Here is a 23625-nt window from a genome sequence, read left to right as displayed (position 1 = left end):
TGCCGCGTCGAACCCCTTATGGAGCCGCAAGCGCATGAGTGACGACGCCTATACCCCGCCCGCCATCTGGACCTGGGACAAGGAGAGCGGCGGCCGCTTCGCCTCGATCAACCGGCCGATTGCGGGTCCGACGCACGACAAGCCCCTGCCCGTCGGTCGGCATCCGTTCCAGCTCTACTCGATGGGCACGCCCAACGGGGTGAAGGTCACGATCATGCTGGAGGAGTTGCTCGCCGCCGGTCATACGGATGCGGAATATGACGCTTGGTTGATCCGCATCGGCGAAGGCGACCAGTTCGGCAGCGGGTTCGTCGAGATCAATCCGAATTCGAAGATACCGGCGCTGGTCGACCATCGCGGCGACGAGCCGCTCGCCATCTTCGAATCCGGCGCGATCCTGACCCATCTGGCCGAGAGCTTCGGCGCCTTCCTGCCGACCGAGCCCGCCGCGCGGGCGCGGGTCCTGTCCTGGCTGTTCTGGCAGATGGGCAGCGCGCCATTCCTGGGCGGCGGCTTCGGCCATTTTTATGCCTATGCGCCGGTGAAGATCGAATATGCGATCAACCGCTATGCCATGGAGGCCAAGCGTCAGCTCGACGTGCTGAACCGGCAACTGGAACAGCACCGCTATGTTGCGGGCGATGACTATAGCATCGCCGACATGGCGATCTGGCCCTGGTACGGGCAGCTCGTGCTGGGCGATCTCTACGGCGCGGCCGAATTCCTGCAGGTGCAGGACTATGGCCATGTCGTGCGCTGGGCCCAGGAACTGGCCGCACGCCCGGCGGTCAAGCGCGGGCGGATGGTCAACCGCACCATGGGCGACCCCGCCGAGCAACTGCCCGAGCGGCACGATGCCAGCGATTTCGAGACGCGGACCGCCGACAAGATCGGCTGACCTGCCAATCCTCCCCATCGCTGATGGGGAGGATTGAAAATGACGGTCCGATGTCATCTGCCGCGAATGGGTTGATCCCTGCGGCCGTCTGCGCCTTAAGTCCTTGCCATGCTCCCCCGCTCCTTCCTCCCGCGCCCCCTTTTGACGCTGGCGCTGGCCGCCGCCGCTCTGGTCGAAAGCCCGCTCTGCGCGGCCGACCCGGCCCCCTTCGACCTGCCCGGCCCGGCCTTGCGGATCGCGGTGACGCGCGGCGACAAGACGCTGCCCATAGCCGAGGTGCCCAATCTCGCCGCGGGCGATCGCCTGACCATCGAGGCGGATCTGCCGAGCGACCAGCGGGCGCATTACATCCTCTTCTCCGCCTTTCTCAGCGGTGCGACCAATCCGCCGCCCAAGAATTGGGTCCAGTCCGCCGAGACCTGGAAGGCCAAGGACAAGGATCGCCGCCTGACCCTGACCGTGCCCAAGGGCGCGCGCCAGATGGCGCTGTTCCTGGTGCCGGAGACCGGCGGCGCATCGGGCACGATCGTCGATGCGGTGCGCGACCGTCCCGGCGAGTTCGTCCGCGCGGTACAGGATCTGAACCAGGCCTCGCTCGACCGCTCTCGCCTCAACGCCTTCGTCGCGGCGATCCGGGCGCAGGAAAACAGCCATCCCGAATTTCTGCGCACCCTCGCCCCGGCGCTGTCCAACAGCCTGGCGATCAAACTGAACCCCGATTGCCTGGCCCGCGTCATCGAGTTGCAGGCGGCCTGTCTTCTTGAAAATCGCGACTCGCTGGTGCTTGCAGATATTCACAGCAGCTCGATGACCGACACGCTGATCGGCGCACCGACCGACTTGGCATTGCAACTCAGCTATACACGCGAGGCCGGGCTGGGTTATTACAGCCCTTATATCGGTGTGATCCGCGACATTGCCCGCGTGTTCGGCGCGTTCGGCAATCCGCAATTCGGCTATCTGCCCACGCTCGCGACGCGCGAGGGGGATCGGCTGTCGCTGCTGCTTAACGCCGCACCGTCCTTCGCCAAGCCTAAATCGGTGCTGGTCGCCGCGATGCCGGCCATCGACGCGGTCAGCCCGCCGCGTCTGCGCGTGACCGGGGAACAGCCCCTCTGCGGTGCCCGCCCCGGCCTGGTCCTGCCGGTCGAGGGCGCGCCGCTCATCTATTCGACTGCCTTTGCCCGTAACATGACGGTGTCGCTGACCAGCGCGGACGGCAAGACGATCGACCTGCCCGTCCGGGCACGGGCGGACCGGGGCGGCTATGTGCTGACCGAACCGCTGCCCGCCGGTGGCCTGTCGGGCAAGGTCACCGCCAAGCTGCACGGCCAATGGGGTTTCGACGGGTTCGAGGGGCCCAGCTTTACCTTGCAATTCCCCGATGGCGGGGCATGGCGCGCGGGCGATGCGGGGCAGAGCCTGGTCGTCGGCCGCGACAATGCGGTGACGCTGACCGGCCCAGCCGCCGCCTGCGTCACCGGGGTCACCATGCGATCGCCCGGCGGCGCGGCGCAGCCCGTGTCCTTCACGCTTCGCGGCAATGACGGCATCGCGGTCACCCTGCCGTTGAAGAACGCGCGCGGCGGCGACGTCACGCTGGAGGTGCAGCAGATCGGCGATGCCGCTCCGCGCACCGTCACCTTGCGCGCCTATTCGCCCGCCAGCCGGATCGACACGGTGACGCTGGCCAAGGGGGACCGGTTCGTGACGCTGACCGGCCAGCGGCTGGACGAGATTGCCGGGGTCGAGGTGGGCGACGTGCGCTTGTCACCCGATCAGGTGACGCGCGCGGGGGATAGCGATCGGCTGATCGCGACCGCCGCCGACGGTCGCCTGCCCGATGGGAGCAGCGCCAGGATACGACTGGACGACGGCCGGACCCTGTCGGTGCCGATCACGCCCGTGCCGCCCCGCCCCGCCGCGACGCTGATCGCGCGCAGCCTGACGCCCAAGGATGCTGCGGGCGCCGTCACGCTCGCGACGCGGGACGAGGCCGTCCTGCCCGACCATAGCCGCCTGACCTTCTCGATCCGCGCCGCCGAGGGCACGCGGCTGGCCCCGACCGACGCGATCGAGGTCGCCACCGCCGATGGCAACACCAGCGTCATGCTGGAGGGCGGACGCGACGTTCGCCTGTCCTCGCCCGACATCGCGGTCGCGACGCTCGATCCGGCGCGACTGGGGCCGGCGGCGGCGGGCGCGCTCCGCTATCGGATCGTGCGTGGGGCCATCGGGGGTGACTGGGCACCGCTCGCCACGCTGGTGCGACTGCCGCGGATCGATGCTGTCGCCTGTACGACGGACGGTTGCCAGATGTCCGGCGGCGACCTTTTCCTGATCGAGCGGGTCGCGGCCAGCGCCGACATGACCGGGGCGATCGGCGTTCCGCCGGGCTTCACGGCGGCGCGGTTGACAGTGCCGCAGCCGCAGAATGGCGGGCTGAGCCTGACGCTGCGCGATGCGCCGGGGGTGGTGTTCGCCTTGTCGCAAAAGCCGTAAGGGGTTTATCTTGGCCGCCGCTCAGGCGTGACGGAGATTGGCAGGCGGCATCGCCGGACGGACCGAAAACCAAGGGACTATGCCATAGCCCGGTTCACCAGCTCAAAGGGCTGTCGGCGATCCCCTTTTCACGCCGCCTTCCCTTCGCCGCCCCCCTCTCGCTGTTCGAGCGCCAGACGCAATGCGCGCACTTCGCCGCGAAGTGCGGTCAGGTCGTCCATCGCCATCCCGGACCGGGCGATGATCTCCTCGCCCAGGCAGCCGCACTGGTCGCGCAGGGCATGGCCCGCCTGGGTCAGACGCACACGCACCTGACGCTCGTCCTGCGGATCGCGCTCGCGCACCAGTTGCCCGCTGGCCTCCAGCCGTTTGACCAGCGGCGTCACCGTGCTGGACTCAAGCCCCAACCGCTGGGCGATGGCACCGATGGTCCGGCCATCCTCTTCCCACAGGACGTGCAGCGCCAGATATTGCGGATAGGTCAGGCCAAGCTGGTCGAGCATCGGCTTATAGGTGCGCTGGACCGCCATATTGGCCGCGTACAGTGCGAAGCATAACTGATCGTCCAGTGGCCACGGCACCGACATCCACATTCTCCCAAAATCAAAAAATACATATCGCGATAAAAGAAGGGCTGGACAAGCCCGATCACTTGCGCCATTTATGTATCGCGATAAAGATTATTGGAGACCAGATGTGACGATCGACGTGAAGTACCAGACCCAGGCCAGCGCAACCGGTGGCCGTGAAGGCCATGCCCGGACCGAGGACGGCACGCTCGACGTCAAGCTGTCGACGCCCAAGGAATTGGGCGGCGCGGGCGGCGACGGCACCAATCCCGAACAGCTGTTCGCGGCGGGCTATTCTGCGTGCTTCATCGGCGCGCTGAAGGTCGCTGGCCAGCAGTTGAAGGTGAAGGTGCCCGACGACGTGTCGGTTTCCGCCAAAGTCGGTATCGGCCCGCGCGCGGCGGGCGGTTTCGGGATCACGGCAGACCTGACCGTCGCGCTGCCCGGCATCGACCGTGCCGAAGCAGAGAAACTGGTCGAAGCCGCGCACCAGATCTGCCCGTATTCCAATGCCACGCGCGGCAATGTGGATGTCGGCCTGACGCTGGCCTGACATCCATCCGTACTCCCTGACCCTACCGGCGCGGTCGATTCTTCCCTAAGACCGCGCCGTTCTTTTTTCCTCAGGCCGAATCCCGCACGATCAGGCGAGGCGGCATTTCCAGCCCCGGCGCCGCCTGTCCGTCCAGCCGCGCGAACAGCGCCTCGACCATGGCCTTCGCCCCCGCCTCCAGATCCTGTCGGATCGTGGTCAGCCGCGGCACCGCGCGTTCGGCCAGCGGCAGATCGTCGAACCCCGTGACCGCGACATCGCCCGGTACCGAAACGCCGGACGCGGCCAGCGCCGACATGGTCGCCACCGCGATCATGTCGGAGGCCGCGACGATACCGTCGATCCCCCGCCCCTCCCGCTGCAACCGCGACAGATTGGCGGCGATCTGATCGGGCATCAGGTCGGGCGCGAGCGCGACGTCCAGCTGATAGGGCGGCGGCAATCCCGCCTGCGCCAGCGCATCGCACAGCCCGGCATGGCGCTGCGCCAGTTCCAGGGTGCGGATTTCGCCCATGAAGGCGATATGACGGCGGCCCGTCGCGATCAGATGCTCCCCCGCCAGCCGTCCGCCCAGCCGATTGTCGACGCCGACCGCGCAGTGACGCTGCCCCGCCAGATTGCTGCCCCAGACGACGAGCGGTAGATAGGTTTGCGCGACCGCCTCGATCACGGCCAGCTGATCCGATTGGCCGATCAGCAATACGCCATCGGCCATGCCCGAACGGGTGATGCGCGACAGCCAGTCGTCATCATCCGGAATGATCCGCGACAGCATCACGTCATGGTCGCGGGCCGCCAATTCGTCCGCGAGATGGCCGAGCAGCGTCATGAAGAAGGGATCGGACAGGCGCTGCCGTCGCTCATGCCCCAGTGGAATGGCGAGGCCGATCACCCCCGTACGCTGGGCGCGCAGGCGACGGGCCATCTGGTTGATCTGGAAATTATGTTCCGCCGCCAGGGCCTCGATCCGCTGCCGCGTCTCGGCATTGACGACGCTCTTGCCCGCCAGGGCCCGGCTGACCGTGCCGGGCGACACGCCTGCCAGCCGGGCAATGTCCTTCAGGGTGCGGGCGGGTTGGGCCGTGTCGGTCATGGCCTGCCTCCTGAACGAAAAAAGGGGCGGATGCCATTGGCACCCGCCCCAAAGTTGTCTGTCGGTCAGAAGCGGTAACGGACCGATGCCGTTAGCGTTCGTCCATACAGCGCGGTATTGTTGAAGACCCCCTGGGTCGAGGACAGGATGGGGAACAGCCCGCCGCCGCCACGGAAACCCAGCTTGTCGAACAGGTTGTTGACGTTCAGGCCCAGTTCCAGCTTCTCCATCGGACGCACCGTCACGAAGCCGTTGACGAAGGTCGAGCCCTTGATCGTGTAGAGGTTGAAATCGTCCGACTTGGTGCTGGTCTGACCGTTCACGCTGACGCCGAAGGCGATCGGACCCGCATCGTAAGAGGGCGACACGACGAACAGGAAGTCGGGCAGGCCGCCGGGCTTCTTGCCGACCAGCCCCGCCGTCGCGCTGCTGGTGATCTTGGAATTCGCATAGGTCGCATCGGCGGACAGATGGAAATTGCCATAGCTCACCCGGCTGCTGAACTCGATACCCAGCGAGCGATAGCCGTTGGAGATGTTCGGGTTGTTGTTCGGCGCGGGGTTGTTGATCCGGGTGAAGTCGTAATTATTCTCGGTCAGCGTCGAGCGGAAGCCGGTGATTTCGACCGAATAGGACGCGCCGAAGATGCCGCCGCGCTGCTTCAGGCCGATTTCCTGCTGGTTGAGATAATTGACCGAGGTCGCCTGCCCCTGGCTGTTGAGCGAGCCATCGGCATTGAAATTGCCCGACAGGACACGGCGGTCGGCGTTGAAGCGGCCACCCCGGCTGGCGCGGGCAAAGACGCTGGTCTTGCTGTTGAACGCATAGAGGGCACCGACCGACCAGCTGACATAGCCATCGGTATAGTTGATCTTCTCGGCCGTCGGGTTGAGCACCAGCGAGGGGATCAGCGCCGAGCCCAGCGCATCCGACACGCGGGTATTCGGACCCGCGATACCGCCTTGCGCGGTGCCTTCCCCATGCACGCTGTCATAGCGGACCGAGGCGTCGAGGTTCAGGCCGCCGACTTCGTAACCCGCCTGAAGGAAGGGCGCGACGTCGGTATAGGTCAGGTCGACGCGGCGGGCGCAGCAGCTGCCCCAATTGTCGTTGAACCCGGCCTGGCCAGCGGCGGTCAGCTGCGTGCCGGTGGTCGAGAACAGGTCGAGCGGCGCGGCGTTGTTACCGTTCAGCTCGCTATACTGGCGATTGACATGCCAGTCCTGGACGATGTTCTGCCGCATCACGAACAGACCGGCGGTCAGGCGCGCCTTGCCCGGCCCGACCTGGAACTTGCCGTTCAGGGTCAGGTTGTTGGCGAAATTGTCCATGTTCTTCATGAACACGTTGATGTTCGGATTGTTGTTCACATAGCTTCCCGTGAACAACTGGCCCAGCTTCGGCCCAGCCGCATAGCGGACCGAACCCACCGTCTGGCCGTTGACGGTCGAGCCGATCAGGCCGCCGCTGCCGGTCAGCGTCTGGACATTGATGAACTGCGTCGTGAAATTCCCGCTGATCCACTGATAGCGCATCGTGTCGTCGAGCGAGATATTGTCGTTGAAGTCGTAGTGGATCTGGCCGCTGATGCCGGTGACGCGCGGGTGGATGCCCTGCACTTCTGCCGACTTCACGCCGCCATTGTCATAGTCCAGATACTGGAAGTTGCGGTTGTAGATCGTATAGGCCGAACCCGAACGCCCGTCGAAATTGGGCAGCGGGGTGAAGCCGGTCACGCGATTGCCGTCCAGCGTCGCCAGCGTCGGCGTGGTGGTGTTGGTCGGCGCCTGCTCGTCCAGCCGCTTGAAATACAGACGGATGAAGCCGCGATTGTCGGGCAGATCCTTGGTGATGTTCGCCTTGATCTGGTAGCCGCGCAGGATGTTGAAATTCTCGTTGGTGTAGCCGCCGCCGTTGCGCGCATAGCCGCCGATGTGGAAGCGCGTGCTGTCGTCGATCGGGCCACCATAGTCGAAGTCGACGCGATGTTCACGGAAGCCCAAGCCGTTGGAATAGGCGACCTGGCCGCCCTTGATGTCGCCGGTCTTGCTGATGAAGTTGATCACCGCACCCGGCGCCTGGCTGGCGAAGGTCGAGGCCGAACCGCCGCGCACCGCCTCGACCGTCTTGATGTTCTGGTCGAAGCGCAGCCAATAGTCGTTGTTGCCGAAGTTGATGTCGCCGAACAGGACGTCGGGCAAGCCGTCTTCCTGCAGCGAGACATATTCCGAGCCGCCGGTCGAAACGGGGATGCCGCGCACGCCGATATTGGCGTTGCCGCCCGGACCCGCGGTATCGCTGGGCTGAAGACCCGGGATGTTGCGCAGGATTTCCGCGGTCGAGCGCGGGGTGAAATTCTGGATGGCTTCCTGGCTGACCTGCGACACCGAGATCGAGCTGCGGAAGCGCGAGCGCTCGCCGCTGGTCGCGGTGACGACGATGTCTTCGCTCTGCACACCGGCGTCGGGGATGCTACCGGCCTGGGCTACGTTGCCCGAACCGGTCGGAGCCGGCTGCGCGGTCGTCGCCTGGGGATCATTGGTCTGCGCGAAGGCCGGGAAGCTCACCAGCGCCATCGCCAAAGCTGCCATCGATCCACAGGACCGCAGAACGCTCGTCTTCATTCACCCTCTCCTGATTCGCCCCGGTGTCCGGGATGTCGTGATTAAGGGTTAGCATACTCGCAATCGTTTGCAACACGACTTTTGCAAACCATTGCATAAAATCTGCATGACTGTGATCGAGAAAACACAGCATGACCGACGCCGTCATGGCGGTGGGATCGCAAACCTTTGCATGATATGCCAAGGGACAGGCGCGCGACCCGGACCGTCAGGATCAAGGCGTGAAGAAGAGGATGGCAGAATGAGCGATACTCCCCCCGATGCGATCCGGTCCGTCCTGATCGTCGGTGGCGGCACGGCGGGTTGGATGACCGCCGCCGTCCTCGCCCATGCCAGCCCACGCGGGCTGACCATCACGCTGGTCGAGTCGGACGCCATCGGCACGGTCGGCGTGGGCGAGGCGACCATCCCGCCGATCCGCCTGTTCAACCAGACGCTGGGCATCGACGAGGCCGAATTCCTGCGCGAGACCAAGGGCAGTTACAAGCTCGGCATCGAATTCGTCGGCTGGGGGCGCGAGGGGCATCGCTATTTCCACCCCTTCGGCACGCACGGCAAATCCTTCGATCTGGTCGCGGTGCATCAGCATTGGCTGGCGGCGGGAGGGCCGGACAGCGGCATCGCCTTCGACGACCTGTCCATGGCATGGGGTGCCGCCAAGCGCGGCCGGTTCGCCGCGCCGATGACCGACCCGCGCAGCGTCGCCTCGACCTTCGACTATGCCTATCATTTCGACGCAGGCCTCTATGCCCGTTTCCTGCGCCGCTATGCCGAGGCACGCGGGGTGATCCGGGTCGAGGGCAAGATCGCCGACCATCGCCTGGAGGGTTCGCGCGGCCATGTCGCCTCGGTCACGCTGGAGGATGGCCGGACGCTGGCGGCGGATATGTTCGTCGATTGCTCGGGCTTTCGCGGGCTGCTGATCGAAGAGGCGCTGGGCACGGGGTATGAGGATTGGACCCACTGGCTGCCCTGCGACCGGGCGGTGGCGGCGCCATGCGTCACCGGCGGCGACGGTCTGACGCCCTATACCCGTTCGACCGCGCGGGCGGCGGGATGGCAATGGCGCATTCCGCTCCAGCACCGCACGGGCAATGGCTATGTCTATTGCAGCCGCCACATCTCGGATGACGCAGCGGCCGCGACGCTGGTGGCCAATCTGGACGGAGAGGCATTGGGCGATCCGCGCTTCCTGCGCTTCACCACCGGTCGGCGCAAGCTGATGTGGAACCGCAATGTCGTGGCCATCGGCCTGTCGAGCGGCTTCATGGAGCCGCTGGAGTCGACCAGCATTCATCTAATCCAGGCGGGCATCGCCAAGCTGCTCGCCTATTTCCCCACCCGAGCCTTCGAGCCCGAGGCCATCACCGAATATAACCGCGTCGCGATCACCGAATATGAGCGGATCCGCGACTTTCTGATCCTGCACTACAAGCTGACCGAGCGACAGGATTCGGCCCTGTGGCGCGAATGCGCGGCGATGCCGATCCCGGAGACGCTGGCGATGAAGATCGCGCATTTCCGCACGGCTGGTCGTCTGGTCGCGCGCGACATGGACCTGTTCGGCCCGGCGAGTTGGGCGGCGGTGCATATCGGGCAGTTCAACATGCCCCAGGGACTTGACCCGCTGCTGGCCTATGGCGAGCCTGCACAGAGCCGGACCTTTGTCGGCAAGCTGGCGGGCGCGATCGGGCAGATGGCGGAATCGATGCCGGCCCATGCGGATTGGCTGAAACGGATCGGGGCCCTGGCCTGATTCTCTCCGGCGCGGGGGGATTTACAGCCCCTCACCGCCCACCCATTGGGCGTGCGCCAGCCGCCGTGCCAATTCCCAATTCTGTTGCCGCAGGTCCGGCACCGCCACCACTTCCCACAAACCGCCGCGCGTCATCGGGCCGATGCAATAGAGGCGGTCATCCACTCCGCCATCGCCCGCCACGACATGGCTCTGCGCATCGACCTCCAGCCCGATCCGTAGCGCATCCGGCCGGATCATGCCCTGGCTCAGCAATTGCCGGATCAGCGGCTCGCGCGATCGCAGCAAATCTCCCTGCGGCCCCGTGCAATTGACGATCCGCGCCACACGCATCGCCTCCACTTTGTCGGCCCCGCGCCGTCGCCAATGGACGAGGGCCCCGTCGCCATCGCACTCGACCCGCACCAGCTTGCCGCCCGCGATGGACAACCGCCCCGCCTCGACCAGCGCATCGACCCGATCGGCAACCGAAGGGGCCAACCGGTGCCGATGCACGTCCCAATAGGGGCGCAAATGCCGCAGAAAGCGGGCGCGGGTTGCGCCATCGGCGGCACCCCACATCATCTGGGTCACGGGCCGCAAGGCATCGACCGCCGCGCGCCAGCCCTGCTCGTCTGCGGCACAGCGCACATGCCGCACCAGCGCCGACAGGCTGGCGGCGGGCCGCTCTCGCAGCGGCATGGCGGGCGGCGTTTCGGCATGGCGACGCGGCGCCAGGCCCCGCCGCGACATGGCGGTAAGCCGCCCACCGAACCCGCTCGCATCCAGCAGCAGCGCCGCGTCGATCGCGGTCAACCCGCTGCCGACCAGCAAGACCCGGTCGTCCGGCCCCAGCCCTTCGGCAATATCGCCCGCCCAAGGGTCCTCCCGGTAGCAGCCCTCCACCAGCGCGGCCGGATCGATTCCCGGCGGACTGTGCGGCGGCAGGTTGCCGAGCGCCAGCACGACCGCGTCGGCGGACAGCGCGCGGCCCTCCATCGTCAGCCGATAGCCCGCCCCCTCCCGGTCGAGCGCCACCACCTCGCCCGAGGCAAGCGTCAACCGAGCCGGATCGGCGGCGATGGTCTCCATCAGCAGATCGCGGAGATAATCGCCATATACCCGGCGCGGCACGAAGGTCTTGGCATCCCCCGCCCCGCGCGCGACCAGCCAGCGGACGAAATGATCGGGATCGTCCCGCAGGGCGCTCATATTGCCTGCCCGGACGTTCAGCAGATGCTCGGCATGCGCGGCGCTATAGGCGACGCCCCGCGCCAATTGATTGGCCCGCCGTTCGATCAGCGTCGCCCGCGGCCCGCCATGGCGAACCAGATTGATGGCCAGCAGCGTCCCCGCAAAGCCGCCACCGATGATCGCGACATGATCGATCCCCGTCGTCATTGGTCCGCTCGTCCTTTTCCGCTGGCGTCGCCTCACCCTCTAATCGGATCGCGCCACCTCTTCACGCAGATTTCAGTATACGATTTTACATCCGAGCGTTACGCTATCGGCATCATCTCTGGGCAAGTGGACGTTTCGATGCGGTCGTGTTGGCGGATTTCCGATCTTTTGGTTTCCCTGTCGTCCATCGCGATGGCCGTCCCCCTCGCCGCTCAGACCCCCGCTGCCACCACAACGCCCGCCTCGACGGAAAGCCTGTCGGTTGAGGGCATTTTCGGCCCGAAGGCCGTCCGCACCGAATCCGTCCGCGAAAGCCGCTGGGGCAAGGACGGCGAAAGCTATCTCGCGCTCGAAAGCGCGGCCCAGGGCGGACAGGACATCGTCCGCTACGCGATCGCCGACGGAAAGCGACAGGTCGTGGTCGCCGCGTCCGATCTGGTGCCGCCGGGTGCAGGCGCCCCCTTGTCCATCGACAGCTATGAATGGTCGCCCGACAATCGCTGGCTGTTGATCCAGACCAACGGCCAGCGCTTCCGCCGGACCAACGCACTGTCCGATTACTGGCTGTACGACGTCGCCAACAAGCGGCTGCACAAGGTCGGCAAGGACGCCGCGCCCTCCACCCTGCTCTACGCCACGGTTTCCCCCGACAGCAGCCGCATCGCCTATGTCCGCGCGAACAACATCTATGTCGAACCGATCTCCGGCGGTGCGCCCACCGCGCTGACCAGGGACGGTGACGACTATGTCGTCAACGGCCTGGCCGACTGGGTCTATGAGGAGGAATTCTCGGTCCACCGCGCGTTCGAATGGAGCCCGGATTCCAAGCGTATCGCCTTTCTGCGCTTCGATACGAAGGGCGTCGGCACCTTCGACATGATCAAGAACACCGGCGGCCAATATTCCAAGGTCATTCCGCTGCAATATCCCAAGGCGGGCACGACCAACTCGGCGGTGACGGTCGGCGCGATCGACCTGGACGGCGGTGCGACCCGCTGGTTCAAGCTGTCTGGCGACCCGCGTCAGAATTACGTGCCGCAGATCAGCTGGGCGGGCGGACCGGAGGCGCTCTTCATCCAGCAGTCCAACCGGCTCCAGAACAGTTACAATGTCCTGCTCGGCGATCCCGCGACCGGTGCGGTGAAGCCGATCCTAGTCGAAAAGGACGCCGCCTGGGTCGAGGCGAATGCCGCGCCCGAATGGCTGAAGGGCGGCGGCGCCTTTACCTGGCTGTCCGAGCGGGACGGCTGGCGTCACCTCTACACCGTCGACCGGGCGACGGGCCGCGCGACGCTCCGTACGCCGGGCAAGTTCGACGTCGTCGATCTGCTCCATGTCGACGAGAAGGCGGGCTATGCTTGGTTCATCGCTTCGCCCGACAATCCGACCCAGCGCTATCTCTACCGCACCACGCTGTCCGGCCGCCCCAGGGTCGAGCGGCTGACCCCGGAGGACCAGCCGGGCACCCATAGCTACGACATTGCGCCCGGCGAACATTGGGCACTGCACACCGTCTCGCGCTTCGACGCGCCGCCGGTCACCGACATGCTCGACATGACCCGTCAGCAGCCGCTGCGTACCTTGGCCGCGAATGCGCCGCTGGCGAAGGAAGTCACCGACAGCGGCCTGCCCGCGACCGAATTCTTCCGCGTCGATATCGGCGGCGGGACGCAACTCGACGGATGGCTGATCAAGCCGCCCGGCTTCGATCCGGCCAAGCGCTATCCGATCCTCTACTTCGTCTATGGCGAACCCTGGGGCCAGACGGTCGCGGACCGCTGGGCGGGGGCACAGGGGCTGTGGCACCGGATGCTCGCGCAAAAGGGCTATCTGGTCGCCAGCCTCGATCCGCGTGGCACCGCCACCCCGCGCGGGCGCGATTGGCGCAAGAGCATCTATCGCCAGGTCGGTATCCTCGCCTCGGCCGATTATGCGGCAGGAGTACGCAAGATGCTGGCGACGCGGCCCTATATCGACCCCGCTCGGATCGGCATCTGGGGCTGGAGCGGCGGCGGCGCGATGACGCAGAACGCCTTGTTCCGCTATCCAGACCTCTACAAGACCGGCATTGCGATCGCCGGACCGACCGACATGAAGCTCTACGATACCATTTATCAGGAGCGGTATATGGGCCTGCCCGACGACAATGCCGAAGGGTATAAGAACGGCTCGCCCATAACCTTCGCCGACCGGCTGAAGGGCAATCTGCTGCTGATCCACGGCACGCTGGACGACAATGTCCATTACCAGAACCAGGATCAGTTGGTGGATCGCCTGATCCACTTCAACAAGCCCTTCACGATGATGGCCTATCCCGATCGCAGCCACGGCATCTATGAGGGCGAGAATACCAGCATCCACCTCTATTCGCTGATGACCCGCTATCTGGAGACCAACCTGCCCCCCGGCGGGCGATAAGCCGGGATCACGAAACCCATAGCGGGGATGGAGGGCCATCGCGTCGCCATCCCCGGCTCGTGCGGACATAGCGATAGAGCATTCCGCTGCCACACATTCCGGTACATTCGGTGGTGAGGGTCAGCTTGGCATGGCGCCCGTCCTTATCGATCTCCGGAAGACCGATCGTGTATAGAATGGCGACCGGCGGCCGGGGTCCCGCCAAGGGGGGCGCATGAATGCTGGCCCGCAAACGCGCATCCGCGTCTGCCGCCCGATAGCCGGCGGGCAGCTTTCCCGCCAATTCCGGGCATAGCGCCAGCAGACCGGCCTGCCCGGAATCCGTGTCGATATAGCGGCCCGCCTCCGACGTGATCGGCATGTCGGCAAGGACCGTCTTGCCCAGTTCGCACGACACTTTCCTCTCCGCCGCCGTCATGGCAGGCAAAGGGGTGAGCAGTGCCAATATTCCAAGATGGATCAATGCGTTTCTCCCTCCTGTCCGACTATCGTCGGGCTCCGCACCACAGGCAAGTCGCCACCGGTCGCATTCCTTGCAATCGTTTGTTGCATTCCTCTGAAAGCCACGGCATGATCGAGCCCGACGCGGCAAGCCAGCGATAGACCATGGCCCTTCCCCCGCGTGCGAGAGGATTCGCATGACCCCGTCCACCCCCGCCGCCGGAACCATGGCCCCGATCAAGCCCCGCCTGTCCCTGAGCCGCATTCTGGAAATGAATCTCGGCTTCCTCGGACTCCAATTCAGCTTTGGATTGCAACAGGGCAATATGGCGCCGATCTACAGCTATCTCGGCGCGTCGGAAGCGCAGATTCCGCTTCTTCAGCTTGCCGGGCCGATGACGGGGCTGCTGATCCAGCCGCTGATCGGTGCGATGAGCGACCGGACGGACAGTCGCTGGGGCCGCCGCACGCCCTATTTCGTGATCGGTGCGGTGCTTTGCGCCCTGGGCCTGTTCTTCATGCCGCTCAGTTCGTCGCTGCTGATGGCGGTGTCGCTGCTGTGGATTCTGGACGCGGGCAACAACATCACCATGGAGCCCTACCGCGCCTATGTCTCCGACCGGCTCGACGGGGCGCAGCATAATATCGGCTTCCTGACGCAGAGCGCCTTTACTGGGCTTGCCCAGATGCTTGCTTTCCTGACCCCCTCGATCCTGGTTTGGGCGGGAATGAACCCGGACTGGGTCGACGGGCATCATATTCCCTATACGGCACGCGTCGTGTTCATGATCGGCGCGGTCCTGTCCTTCGCCACGATCATCTGGTCGATCCGACGGGTGCCCGAACTCCCCCTCACGACCGAGGATCGCGCCCGTATCGCCGCCGCGCCCAAGGGGATCGGCGCGACGCTGAAGGAGATCGGCGACGCGATCCGCGCCATGCCGATGCCGATGCGCAAGCTGGCCCTGATGAGCCTGTTCCAATGGTATGCGATGATGGCCTATTGGAATTACGTCATCTATGCGATCGGCCGCTCAGTCTATGGCACCGCCGATGCCACTTCGTCGGGCTTTCACGCCGCCGTCCTGACCAATGGCGAGGTCGCGGCCTTCTATAACGGGGTGGCCTTCGTCGCCGCCTTCGCCATGGTGCCGCTCGCCAAGCGGATCGGTGCCGCACCGCTCCATGCACTGTGCCTGGTCATCACCGGCATCGGCATGATGACGATGCCCCATATGACCAGCAAGGCGATGCTGTTCCTCCCCGCCATAGGCATCGGGCTCGGCTGGGCGAGCATGATGGGCAACCCGTATGTCATTCTGGCGGGCTCGATCCCGCCCGAACGGACCGGCGTCTATATGGGCATCTTCAACATGATGATCGTCATTCCGATGCTGATCTTCGGCGTGACCCTGCCCCTTTTCTATCAAAGCTGGCTTGGCGGCGATCCGCGCAACGTCCTGACCCTGTGCGGCGTGCTGATGCTGTTCGCGGCGGCGTCGGTCTACTGGGTCCGCGCGCGCGGGCCGCAGGGGGTGCCGCTCGGCGCTGCATCGCAGGCCTGATCTCCCAATTCCTGCTCCCCTTTTCTGATCCCCCAAATCTGATCCCGAGGTATTATGACGACCACCCCCACCCATTGGTCGGCCGACGCGCTGGCCGGGATCGCCGCCCAGACGGATGCGCGCCTGCCCGTATTCACGGCCGCCGATGTCGTCCCGATCCTGCCCGACCATGATCTGTGGGACATGTGGCAGATCGCCTATGCCGACGGCCGCACCGCCTTTTTCGGGGAGCGGAGCTGGTGGTTCTTCCTGGCGACGCCGCGCTTCGACGACCCCGAAATGCGTCATGACGAAGCGCGCATCCGCCTGACCAGCTATGGTGCGGACGGCTGGCGCGATCATGGCGTGACCTTTCCCGACGGCTTCACGCCGGGCAGCCGCGAATGGTCGGGCTCGGCGGTGCTGGGCGAGGACGACACCACGCTGACCATGTATTTCACCGCCTCGGGACGGCGCGGCGGGCCCCGCACCTTCGAACAGCGACTGTTCGAGACGCAGGGCCGCTTCCTCGCCGATGAGGGGCGCTGCGAGGGCTGGAGCGAGCCGGTCGAGAGCGTTGTGGCGGACGGCCATCACTATATCGTCGCCAACCAGGCGGAACCCGAAAATGGCGGCATCAAGGGCTTTCGCGATCCGGGCTATTTCCGCGATCCGGCGGATGGGGCGGAATATCTGCTGTTCGTCGGATCGGCGGGCTGGGTGAACCAGGATGTCGACGGCGTCGTCGGGGTCGCCCGACGCACGGGCGACGGTTGGGCCATCCAGCCGCCGCTGATCGAGGCGCTGGGCGTCAACAGCGAGTTGGAGCGGCCGCACGTCATCCTACGCGACGGCCGCTATTATTGCTTCTGGTCGACGCAGGCAAAGCGCTTCGCCCCCAGCCTGGACGCACCGACCGGGCTCTATGCGATGGTCGCGGACCGTTTCGAAGGACCCTGGCGGCCGGTCAACGGCACCGGGCTGGTCGCGGGCAATCCGGTCGAGGAACCGACCCAGGCCTATTGCTGGTGGGTCACCTATGAGGGCGACGTGACCAGCTTCGTCGATTATTGGGGCCTGGCCGGGAGCGACGCCAGCGCCGATCCGGCGCTTCGTCGCGAACGCTTCGGCGGGACCGCCGCGCCCTGGTTCCGGCTGAACTTCGATGGCGACCGGGTGACGATCGCCTGATCCGCTATCAGGCCCGGTTCAAGCGGAGTCGCGGGCGATCAGTTCGGGGGTCAGGATCACCGAGCCCGCCTCTTCTCCGCCGATCCGGGCGAACAGCGCGTCGACCATCGCCCGCGCCCCCGCCGCAATGTCCTGACGAATGGTGGTGATGCGCGGCACCGCCTGCGCGGCGACGGGCAGATCGTCATAGCCGATGACGGGCAGCATGTCGGGCACCGCGATCGCCCGATCGGCCAGTACGCGAACGGCGGTCATGGCGATCATGTCGGACGCGGCGACGATCGCATCGATTGGCATGGTGCCACCGCCCTGCTCCAGCAGAGCGTCGATATGCGCCGCGATCTCCTGCTCCATCACGTCGGAGGCGAGGTGCGTGGAAAGCTGGATCAGCGCACCCTCCAGCCCTGCCTCCGCCATGGCGCGGGCTACGCCGTCATGGCGCAGGCGAATTTCGGGGGCGCTGACATCGCCCAGAAACGCGATACGGCGGCACCCCCGCTCGATCAGCCGTTGTCCCGCCAAACGCCCGCCCAGCGCATTATCGGTACCCACCGCAGTATGGACCTGATCGGGCAAGGTGACGCCCCAGGCGACCAGCGGGCGATAGCGGCGCGCGACCCGTTCGATCGCGTCATACTGGTCCGACTGGCCGATCAGCAGGACGCCATCGACCATGCCGCTGTCCACCACCCGGTCCAGCCAGTCGGTGGCGTCTGGAATGACCCGCGACAGCATGACGTCATAGCCATTCTCGGTCAGTCCATCGGCCAGATAGCCCAGCATGGTCATGAAGAAGGGGTCGGACAAGTGCTGGCGCCGTTCATGGCCCAGCGGCACGACGATGCCGATGACGCCGGTGCGACGGGTGCGCAACCGGCTGGCCATCTGGTTGGGGCGGAAACCATGTTGATCGGCCAGCGCCTGGATGCGCGCGCGCGTCTCGGCATTGACCAGCGACTTGCCCGCCAGTGCGCGCGAAACGGTGCCCGGCGACACCCCTGCCATCTGCGCCAGATCCGCGATCGTGCGAACGCGACGATCGCCTTCCCCCGTGAAATTTTCGGTCATGGGATAACGCTAACCGTAGGGGCCCATATCCGACAAGCGGGCTCGGAATTTTCCGTGCCAGAACTTACATGGATCAGGACGATCGTGTAACGGGCGGCCCTTCGGGCCATGTTGCCGCCGACAGACATTCCGCCATCCCGGCCCATGCCAGGATGACGGATATAGGCGGCTCAGACCTTCTCGGTCAGTTCGGGCACGACGGTGAAGAGGTCGCCGACCAGGCCGATATCGGCGACCTGGAAGATGGGGGCGTCCTCGTCCTTGTTGACCGCGACGATGACCTTGGAGTCCTTCATGCCCGCCAAATGCTGGATCGCGCCCGAGATGCCGACCGCGACATAGACTTCGGGTGCCACGATCTTGCCGGTCTGGCCGACCTGATAGTCGTTGGGGGCATAGCCCGCATCGACCGCCGCGCGGGATGCGCCAACGGCCGCGCCCAGCTTGTCGGCGAGCGGATCGATCAGCGCGTGGAATTGCTCTTCCGAGCCCAGCGCGCGGCCGCCCGAGACGATGACCTTGGCGCTGGTGAGTTCCGGCCGGGCATTCTCGGCCTTTTCCGCGCCGACGAAGCGGGACTTGGCCGCATCGCCGGTCGAGCCGACCGCCTCGATGGTGCCCGAGCCGCCCTCTGCCGCCGCCTTTTCGAAGGCGGTGGTGCGCACCGTCAGGACCAGCTTGGCGTCGCTGGTCTTCACGGTCGCAATCGCATTGCCCGCATAGATGGGCCGGGTGAAGCTGGCCGGCCCCTCGACCGACAGGATGTCCGAAATCTGCATCACGTCGATAAGGGCGGCGACGCGCGGCGCGATATTCTTGCCCGTCGTGGTCGAGGGGGCGAGGAAGGCGTCGTGATGCCCCATTAGCTCGGCCACCAGTGGCGCGACATTCTCGGCGAGCGCGTTGGCGTAGGCCGCGTCGTCGGCGACATGGACCTTGCCGACGCCTGCGATCTTCGCGGCGGCCTGCGCCACGCCGTCCACACCCTGACCGGCGACGATCAGGTGCACCTCGCCCAGCTTGGCCGCCGCCGTGACGGTCGCCAGCGTGGCATCCTTGACGGCCCCGCCGTCATGCTCGACCCAAACCAGCGTCTTCACTTGGCCACTCCCAGTGCTTTCAGTTTCTCGACCAGCTCGTCGACCGAGCCGACCTTGACGCCCGCCTGGCGCTTGCCCGGCTCGGCGACATGGGTGATCGTCAGCCGGGGCGCGATGTCGACGCCGTAATCGGCGGCGGTCTTGGTCGCCATCGGCTTGGACTTGGCCTTCATGATGTTGGGCAGCGAGGCATAGCGCGGCTCGTTGAGGCGCAGGTCGGTCGTCACGATCGCGGGCAGCGTCAGCGCCACCGTCTCCAGACCACCATCGACCTCGCGGGTGACGTCGGCGCTCTGTCCGTCGATCTCGACCTTGGACGCGAACGTGCCCTGCGCCCAGCCGAGCAGCCCGGCCAGCATCTGGCCGGTCTGGTTGTTGTCGCCGTCGATCGCCTGCTTGCCCAGGATCACCAGGCCGGGCTGCTCCTCTTCCACGACCTTGGCGAGCAGCTTGGCGACGCCCAGCGGCTCGGGCGCCTGATCGGCGGTGATGAGGATCGCCCGGTCCGCGCCCATCGCCAGCGCGGTGCGCAGCGTGTCCGCCGCCTTGGGCTCGCCGATCGAGACGACGACCACTTCGGTCGCCGCCCCCTTCTCCTTCAGCCGGATCGCCTCTTCCACCGCAATCTCGTCGAACGGGTTCATCGACATCTTCACGTTCGCCAGATCGACGCCCGTCCCGTCCGCCTTCACACGCGGCTTCACATTGTAATCCAACACCCGCTTCACGGGCACGACGATCTTCATAACCATTCTCTCAATCAGAAGCTGAAGCGGCCGCCGATCGACGCCACGAACGCGCGGGCGTTCTGCACCTGGCCCGAGGTCAGGATCGGCGTCTGCACCGCCGTGCCCGCATAGGCGGCGGTGCGGCGATCGATGCTGGCATTGGCGAAGTCGATATAGCTGCCCGCCGCGTCTAGCGTGAAGCGCGGGGTCAGCTTGTACGAACCGCCGATCGAGTAATTCCAGCGGTTCGCATCGGGCACACGTGCGTCGCGATTCCCATTCTGCGTCGGAGTGATGCCACGCTGTACACCGGCGCGTACGGTCAGTCGGTCATTGGCGGCGTAATCGAAGCCACCGGCCAACGAGAAGCTGTTCTTGTAATTCTCCGGGATCGCGGTGTTGATCGGCGCGCCCAGGCGGATCGCATCGAAATCAGCCCAGGTGAAGCGCACCGCCTGTGCGTTCAACGTCAGCTTATCGGTGGCGCGGAAGCGGCCCGCGACGATGATCTGGGCAGGCGTGTAGAATTCCGCCGTCGCGCCGTCGACCGTCCGGTTCTGCGCCGCGAGCGGGCCAAGCAGGCCCCCCACTTCCAGACTACCCTTCAACTGATGCTTGATCCGCGACTTGTAGCTGATGCCGACCGTCGCCCAGTCATTGTGAAGCTGCACACCAGCGGTCCAGCCGAGGTCCCAGCCATCGCCCTTCAACCGCTGATACCCATCGGCCAGCAGCGGCGACAAATTGGGGAGCGCGTTGCCCAGTTCGGCCTTGGTATATTCGACGTTCAGCGCGCCACCGACGCGCAGCCAGTCGAGCACCGCGATACCGACCGAGGGCTGGATGTCGATGGTCCGCAACTCGGTCTTGAGCGCGCTGTACCGTGCCCAGCTGTTCGCGTCATATTCGGTGGTGAAGCTGTACGGCGAGGTCACCGCCAGGCCGACGGCGACCCGGTCGTTGAGCGGATAGGCGACCGCACCCGACGGCACGATACCGCGATTGATCGGATCGCTGGAAACCCCATTGCCGCCGACGGGACGCGCCGGCTGGCCCGGACGCAGGATCACCGTGCCGGTGTCGACCACATCACCCTTCGGAATGATCGCGGAGGCGCCGATCACCGCCTCGCCACGCTCCATCCCTGCGATCGCGGCCGGGTTCCACCAGAGCGAGGACGCGCCGGTGTCGGCACCCTCACCCGAAAAGGCGCGACCCTGGCCACGCGTCGACTGTTCCTGAAGGTAGAAGGCCTGGCCGTGCGCCGCGCCCGCAAAGGCGAAGGAAGACGACAGGATGGCGGTGGACAGAAGCGAAGCCTTGAGGCCCTTGGTCATGATCTTACTCCCCGAATCATATGTTGGATGGCAACGCGTCAGATCAGCGGATCCGCGTCCAGGTCTGCGTCTTGCACAGCGGCACGAAGACGCAGCCGCGCACCTTCAGCGTGTCGGCCCCTTCGGGTGTCAGCTTGGCGCTATAGGTCTTGCCATCCTCGGCATTGTAGATGGTGCCACCGCCCCAGGCCGCACCATCCTGCGAAAAGCCCTGCAGGATCAGCAGGTTCTTCAGCGGACGGTTGCGCAGCTTGGGATCGCGGTTGTTCTGGTCGGTCAGTGCAGGGTTGGTCCGCAGCTTTTCCGAAGTCAGGATGCGCCCGCACACCGAATTGCCGCATTTCTGGATTTCGACCACGCCACCGCGGGTCTGAGTCTGCCAGCGGCCGATCACCGCGTCCGCATTGGCGCCGGCGCCGGCCAATGCCATGGCTGTCAGGGTCAACAACATGCCTCTTCTCCTCTCCATACCCGCTTGTTCGGGTAAGAACGCCGGCTTTTCCGGTCGCCCTCCAATTTCCCTATACGTTCACATACTGACGCATAGGATAATTACCTATCATGCCTACGATGCCGGTTGATCGCAATCAAGCGCAACCGGCATCGCGCCATCTCAAAACGCCTCCAATTCCAGCGCCATCGTCGAGCGCTTGCCCGACTTGATCGCCAGGAATGCCGCCGTCGCCTGGGGCAGGATGCGGTCGAAGAAGAAGCCGGCGGTGGCGAGCTTGGCCTTGTAGAAGCCCGCCTCGTCGGTGCCCCCAGCCAGCTTCTCGGTCGCGATCCGGGCCGACTTCAGGAAGCAATGCCCCATGCCGACCAGACCCAGCAGGCGGAGATAGTCGGTCGCGGCAGCACCCGCTTCCTCAGGGTCCTTCATCCCCTTTTGCGCGATCATGCCGGTGCTGAGCTGCAAAGCGCCAAACGCCTGCTGCATTCCCGCCGCCCAGCCGGTGATGGCCTTGTCGTCATGCTTCACCAGCGCCTCGACCTGTTCGGACACCGCGTGGAAGAAGGGACGCATGTAACGGCCCATATGCGCGGGCATCTTGCGGCCGACGAGGTCGAGCGCCTGGACGCCGTTGGTGCCTTCATAGATTTGGGCGATGCGGGCGTCGCGGACGAACTGCTCGATGCCATGATCGCGAACATAGCCGTGGCCGCCATGGACCTGCACCGCCATGTTCGCCGCATCGAAGGCGAGGTCGGTGAAAAGCGCCTTCACGACCGGGGTCATCAGCGCGACGAAATCCGAAGCACGCGACTTGTCAGCCGGATCGACCGCATTCGCCTCCGCGTCCAGACCCCGCGCTGCCCATTGCCCCAGCGCACGGCACCCTTCCGCATAGGCGCGCATGGTCATCAGCATCCGGCGCACGTCCGGGTGGACAATGATCGGGTCGGCGGGCAGGTCGGGGCGCTTGGCCCCGCCCAGCGCGCGGCCCTGCAGCCGGTCCTTGGCATAGGCGACAGCCGACTGATAGGCGATCTCATTGATGCCCAGGCCCTGGATGCCGACCGAGACGCGCTCGGTGTTCATCATGGTGAACATGGCGGCCAGGCCCTTGTTCAGCTCGCCCACGACCCAGCCCTTGGAGTCGTTGAACTCCAGCTGGCAGGTGGCCGACGCCTTCAGGCCCATCTTGTGCTCGATCGCTGCAACGCTGACGCCATTGGCCGGACCGACCGAGCCGTCATCCTTGGGCAGATATTTCGGCACCAGGAACAGGCTGATCCCCTTCACCCCCTTGGGCGCATCGGGCGTGCGCGCGAGGACGAGGTGGATGACATTGTCGGTCAGGTCATGGTCGCCAGCCGAGATGAAGATCTTGCCGCCGGTGATCGCATAGGAGCCATCCTCCTGCGGCTCGGCGCGGGTGCGCAGCAGGCCCAGATCGGTGCCGCAATGCGCCTCGGTCAGGCACATCGTCCCCGACCATTCGCCCGAGATCATCTTGGGCAGATAAAAGCTCTTCAGGTCCTCCGAGCCATGGCCCATCAGCGCGGTGGTGGCGCCGTGCGTCAGGCCGGGATAGAGGCTGAACGACAAATTGGTCGCGCAGATCATCTCCTCGACCAGCTTGTTCACCGCCTCGGGCAGCCCTTGCCCGCCATATTCGACCGGCGAGGCGAGCGCGGCCCAGCCGCCCTCGCAGAACTGGCTATAGGCGTCCTTGAAACCGGCGGGGGTACGGACGACGCCATTCTCCAGCTTGCAGCCCTCGATGTCGCCGGTGGCGTTGAGCGGCAGCAGGACCTCCTGGGTGACGCGCGCGGCTTCCTCAAGGATCGCGTCGTACAGCTCGGGGCCGAATTCGTCCTGCCCCGCGACGGGGCCGAACTCGTCCTCCTGAAACAGCTCGTGGAGGACGAAACGCATGTCGCGCAGCGGTGCGTTATAGACTTGCATGGGATTATCCTCT

At 65.7% G+C, this 23625-nt stretch carries 18 protein-coding genes; 7 read left to right on the top strand and 11 right to left on the bottom strand.

Features of this window, described 5'->3' with window-relative positions:
- Window positions 1-34: 34 nt before the first annotated feature.
- Together yghU and ACWPWT_RS11325 are read left to right on the top strand one after the other, a co-directional pair.
- Window positions 35-898 (top strand): glutathione-dependent disulfide-bond oxidoreductase, encoded by an 864-nt coding sequence (gene yghU, locus ACWPWT_RS11330; protein WP_454279701.1) that lies wholly within the window; start codon window positions 35-37, stop codon window positions 896-898.
- A 108-nt stretch (window positions 899-1006) separates the two neighbouring features.
- On the top strand, window positions 1007-3400 hold the full coding sequence (locus tag ACWPWT_RS11325; protein WP_454279700.1) for a hypothetical protein: 2394 nt from the start codon (window positions 1007-1009) through the stop codon (window positions 3398-3400).
- Between the two features lie 128 nt (window positions 3401-3528).
- Here ACWPWT_RS11325 and ACWPWT_RS11320 read toward each other — a convergent pair whose 3' ends face one another.
- Window positions 3529-3987, bottom strand: coding sequence for a MarR family winged helix-turn-helix transcriptional regulator (locus tag ACWPWT_RS11320; RefSeq protein WP_454279699.1), 459 nt, complete (start codon window positions 3985-3987; stop codon window positions 3529-3531).
- A gap of 109 nt (window positions 3988-4096) precedes the next feature.
- Here ACWPWT_RS11320 and ACWPWT_RS11315 point away from each other — a divergent pair, with 109 nt between their 5' ends.
- Window positions 4097-4522, top strand: a complete 426-nt coding sequence (locus tag ACWPWT_RS11315) for an organic hydroperoxide resistance protein (protein ID WP_454279698.1) — start codon at window positions 4097-4099, stop codon at window positions 4520-4522.
- A 70-nt stretch (window positions 4523-4592) separates the two neighbouring features.
- Here ACWPWT_RS11315 and ACWPWT_RS11310 read toward each other — a convergent pair whose 3' ends face one another.
- Both ACWPWT_RS11310 and ACWPWT_RS11305 read right to left on the bottom strand, forming a co-directional pair.
- Window positions 4593-5615 (bottom strand): LacI family DNA-binding transcriptional regulator, encoded by a 1023-nt coding sequence (locus ACWPWT_RS11310; RefSeq protein ID WP_454279697.1) that lies wholly within the window; start codon window positions 5613-5615, stop codon window positions 4593-4595.
- 65 nt (window positions 5616-5680) lie between these two features.
- Window positions 5681-8239, bottom strand: coding sequence for a TonB-dependent receptor domain-containing protein (locus ACWPWT_RS11305; RefSeq protein ID WP_454279696.1), 2559 nt, complete (start codon window positions 8237-8239; stop codon window positions 5681-5683).
- A gap of 241 nt (window positions 8240-8480) precedes the next feature.
- Here ACWPWT_RS11305 and ACWPWT_RS11300 point away from each other — a divergent pair, with 241 nt between their 5' ends.
- Window positions 8481-9995, top strand: coding sequence for a tryptophan halogenase family protein (locus tag ACWPWT_RS11300; protein WP_454279695.1), 1515 nt, complete (start codon window positions 8481-8483; stop codon window positions 9993-9995).
- Window positions 9996-10016: 21 nt separating this feature from the next.
- Here the strand turns inward: ACWPWT_RS11300 and ACWPWT_RS11295 are convergent, their stop codons facing one another.
- A complete protein-coding gene (locus ACWPWT_RS11295; RefSeq protein WP_454279694.1) occupies window positions 10017-11375 on the bottom strand; it encodes an FAD/NAD(P)-binding protein in 1359 nt (452 codons plus the stop codon).
- Window positions 11376-11567: 192 nt separating this feature from the next.
- Between ACWPWT_RS11295 and ACWPWT_RS11290 the strand changes: the two genes are divergently transcribed.
- Window positions 11568-13793, top strand: coding sequence for a S9 family peptidase (locus ACWPWT_RS11290; protein ID WP_454279693.1), 2226 nt, complete (start codon window positions 11568-11570; stop codon window positions 13791-13793).
- A 7-nt stretch (window positions 13794-13800) separates the two neighbouring features.
- On the opposite strand, the gene ACWPWT_RS11285 is transcribed toward ACWPWT_RS11290, so the two are convergent.
- A complete protein-coding gene (locus ACWPWT_RS11285; protein WP_261268211.1) occupies window positions 13801-14256 on the bottom strand; it encodes a hypothetical protein in 456 nt (151 codons plus the stop codon).
- Window positions 14257-14431: 175 nt separating this feature from the next.
- Here ACWPWT_RS11285 and ACWPWT_RS11280 point away from each other — a divergent pair, with 175 nt between their 5' ends.
- Entirely contained in the window at window positions 14432-15799 is a 1368-nt protein-coding gene (locus ACWPWT_RS11280) for an MFS transporter (protein WP_454279692.1), read from the top strand.
- A 54-nt stretch (window positions 15800-15853) separates the two neighbouring features.
- A complete protein-coding gene (locus tag ACWPWT_RS11275; protein WP_454279691.1) occupies window positions 15854-16969 on the top strand; it encodes a glycoside hydrolase family 68 protein in 1116 nt (371 codons plus the stop codon).
- 18 nt (window positions 16970-16987) lie between these two features.
- On the opposite strand, the gene ACWPWT_RS11270 is transcribed toward ACWPWT_RS11275, so the two are convergent.
- The 6 genes from ACWPWT_RS11270 to ACWPWT_RS11245 form a co-directional block, all read right to left on the bottom strand.
- Window positions 16988-18037, bottom strand: a complete 1050-nt coding sequence (locus ACWPWT_RS11270; RefSeq protein WP_454279690.1) for a LacI family DNA-binding transcriptional regulator — start codon at window positions 18035-18037, stop codon at window positions 16988-16990.
- 170 nt (window positions 18038-18207) lie between these two features.
- Window positions 18208-19137 (bottom strand): electron transfer flavoprotein subunit alpha/FixB family protein, encoded by a 930-nt coding sequence (locus ACWPWT_RS11265; RefSeq protein WP_454279689.1) that lies wholly within the window; start codon window positions 19135-19137, stop codon window positions 18208-18210.
- Window positions 19134-19883, bottom strand: a complete 750-nt coding sequence (locus ACWPWT_RS11260; RefSeq protein WP_454278709.1) for an electron transfer flavoprotein subunit beta/FixA family protein — start codon at window positions 19881-19883, stop codon at window positions 19134-19136. Before ACWPWT_RS11260 ends, ACWPWT_RS11265 begins: the two co-directional genes overlap by 4 nt.
- A 14-nt stretch (window positions 19884-19897) precedes the next feature.
- Window positions 19898-21202 (bottom strand): OmpP1/FadL family transporter, encoded by a 1305-nt coding sequence (locus ACWPWT_RS11255; protein ID WP_454279688.1) that lies wholly within the window; start codon window positions 21200-21202, stop codon window positions 19898-19900.
- A gap of 43 nt (window positions 21203-21245) precedes the next feature.
- The gene (locus ACWPWT_RS11250) at window positions 21246-21653 is read right to left on the bottom strand and encodes a DUF2147 domain-containing protein (protein WP_261268217.1); all 408 of its coding nucleotides are present in this window, start codon (window positions 21651-21653) and stop codon (window positions 21246-21248) included.
- Window positions 21654-21815: 162 nt separating this feature from the next.
- Complete coding sequence (locus tag ACWPWT_RS11245) at window positions 21816-23612, bottom strand: acyl-CoA dehydrogenase C-terminal domain-containing protein (RefSeq protein WP_454279687.1); 1797 nt, start codon at window positions 23610-23612, stop codon at window positions 21816-21818.
- Window positions 23613-23625 lie beyond the last annotated feature (13 nt).

This window comes from Sphingomonas sp. Marseille-Q8236 (genome assembly GCF_965112005.1).
This window is presented reverse-complemented; position numbering and strand designations above follow the sequence as displayed.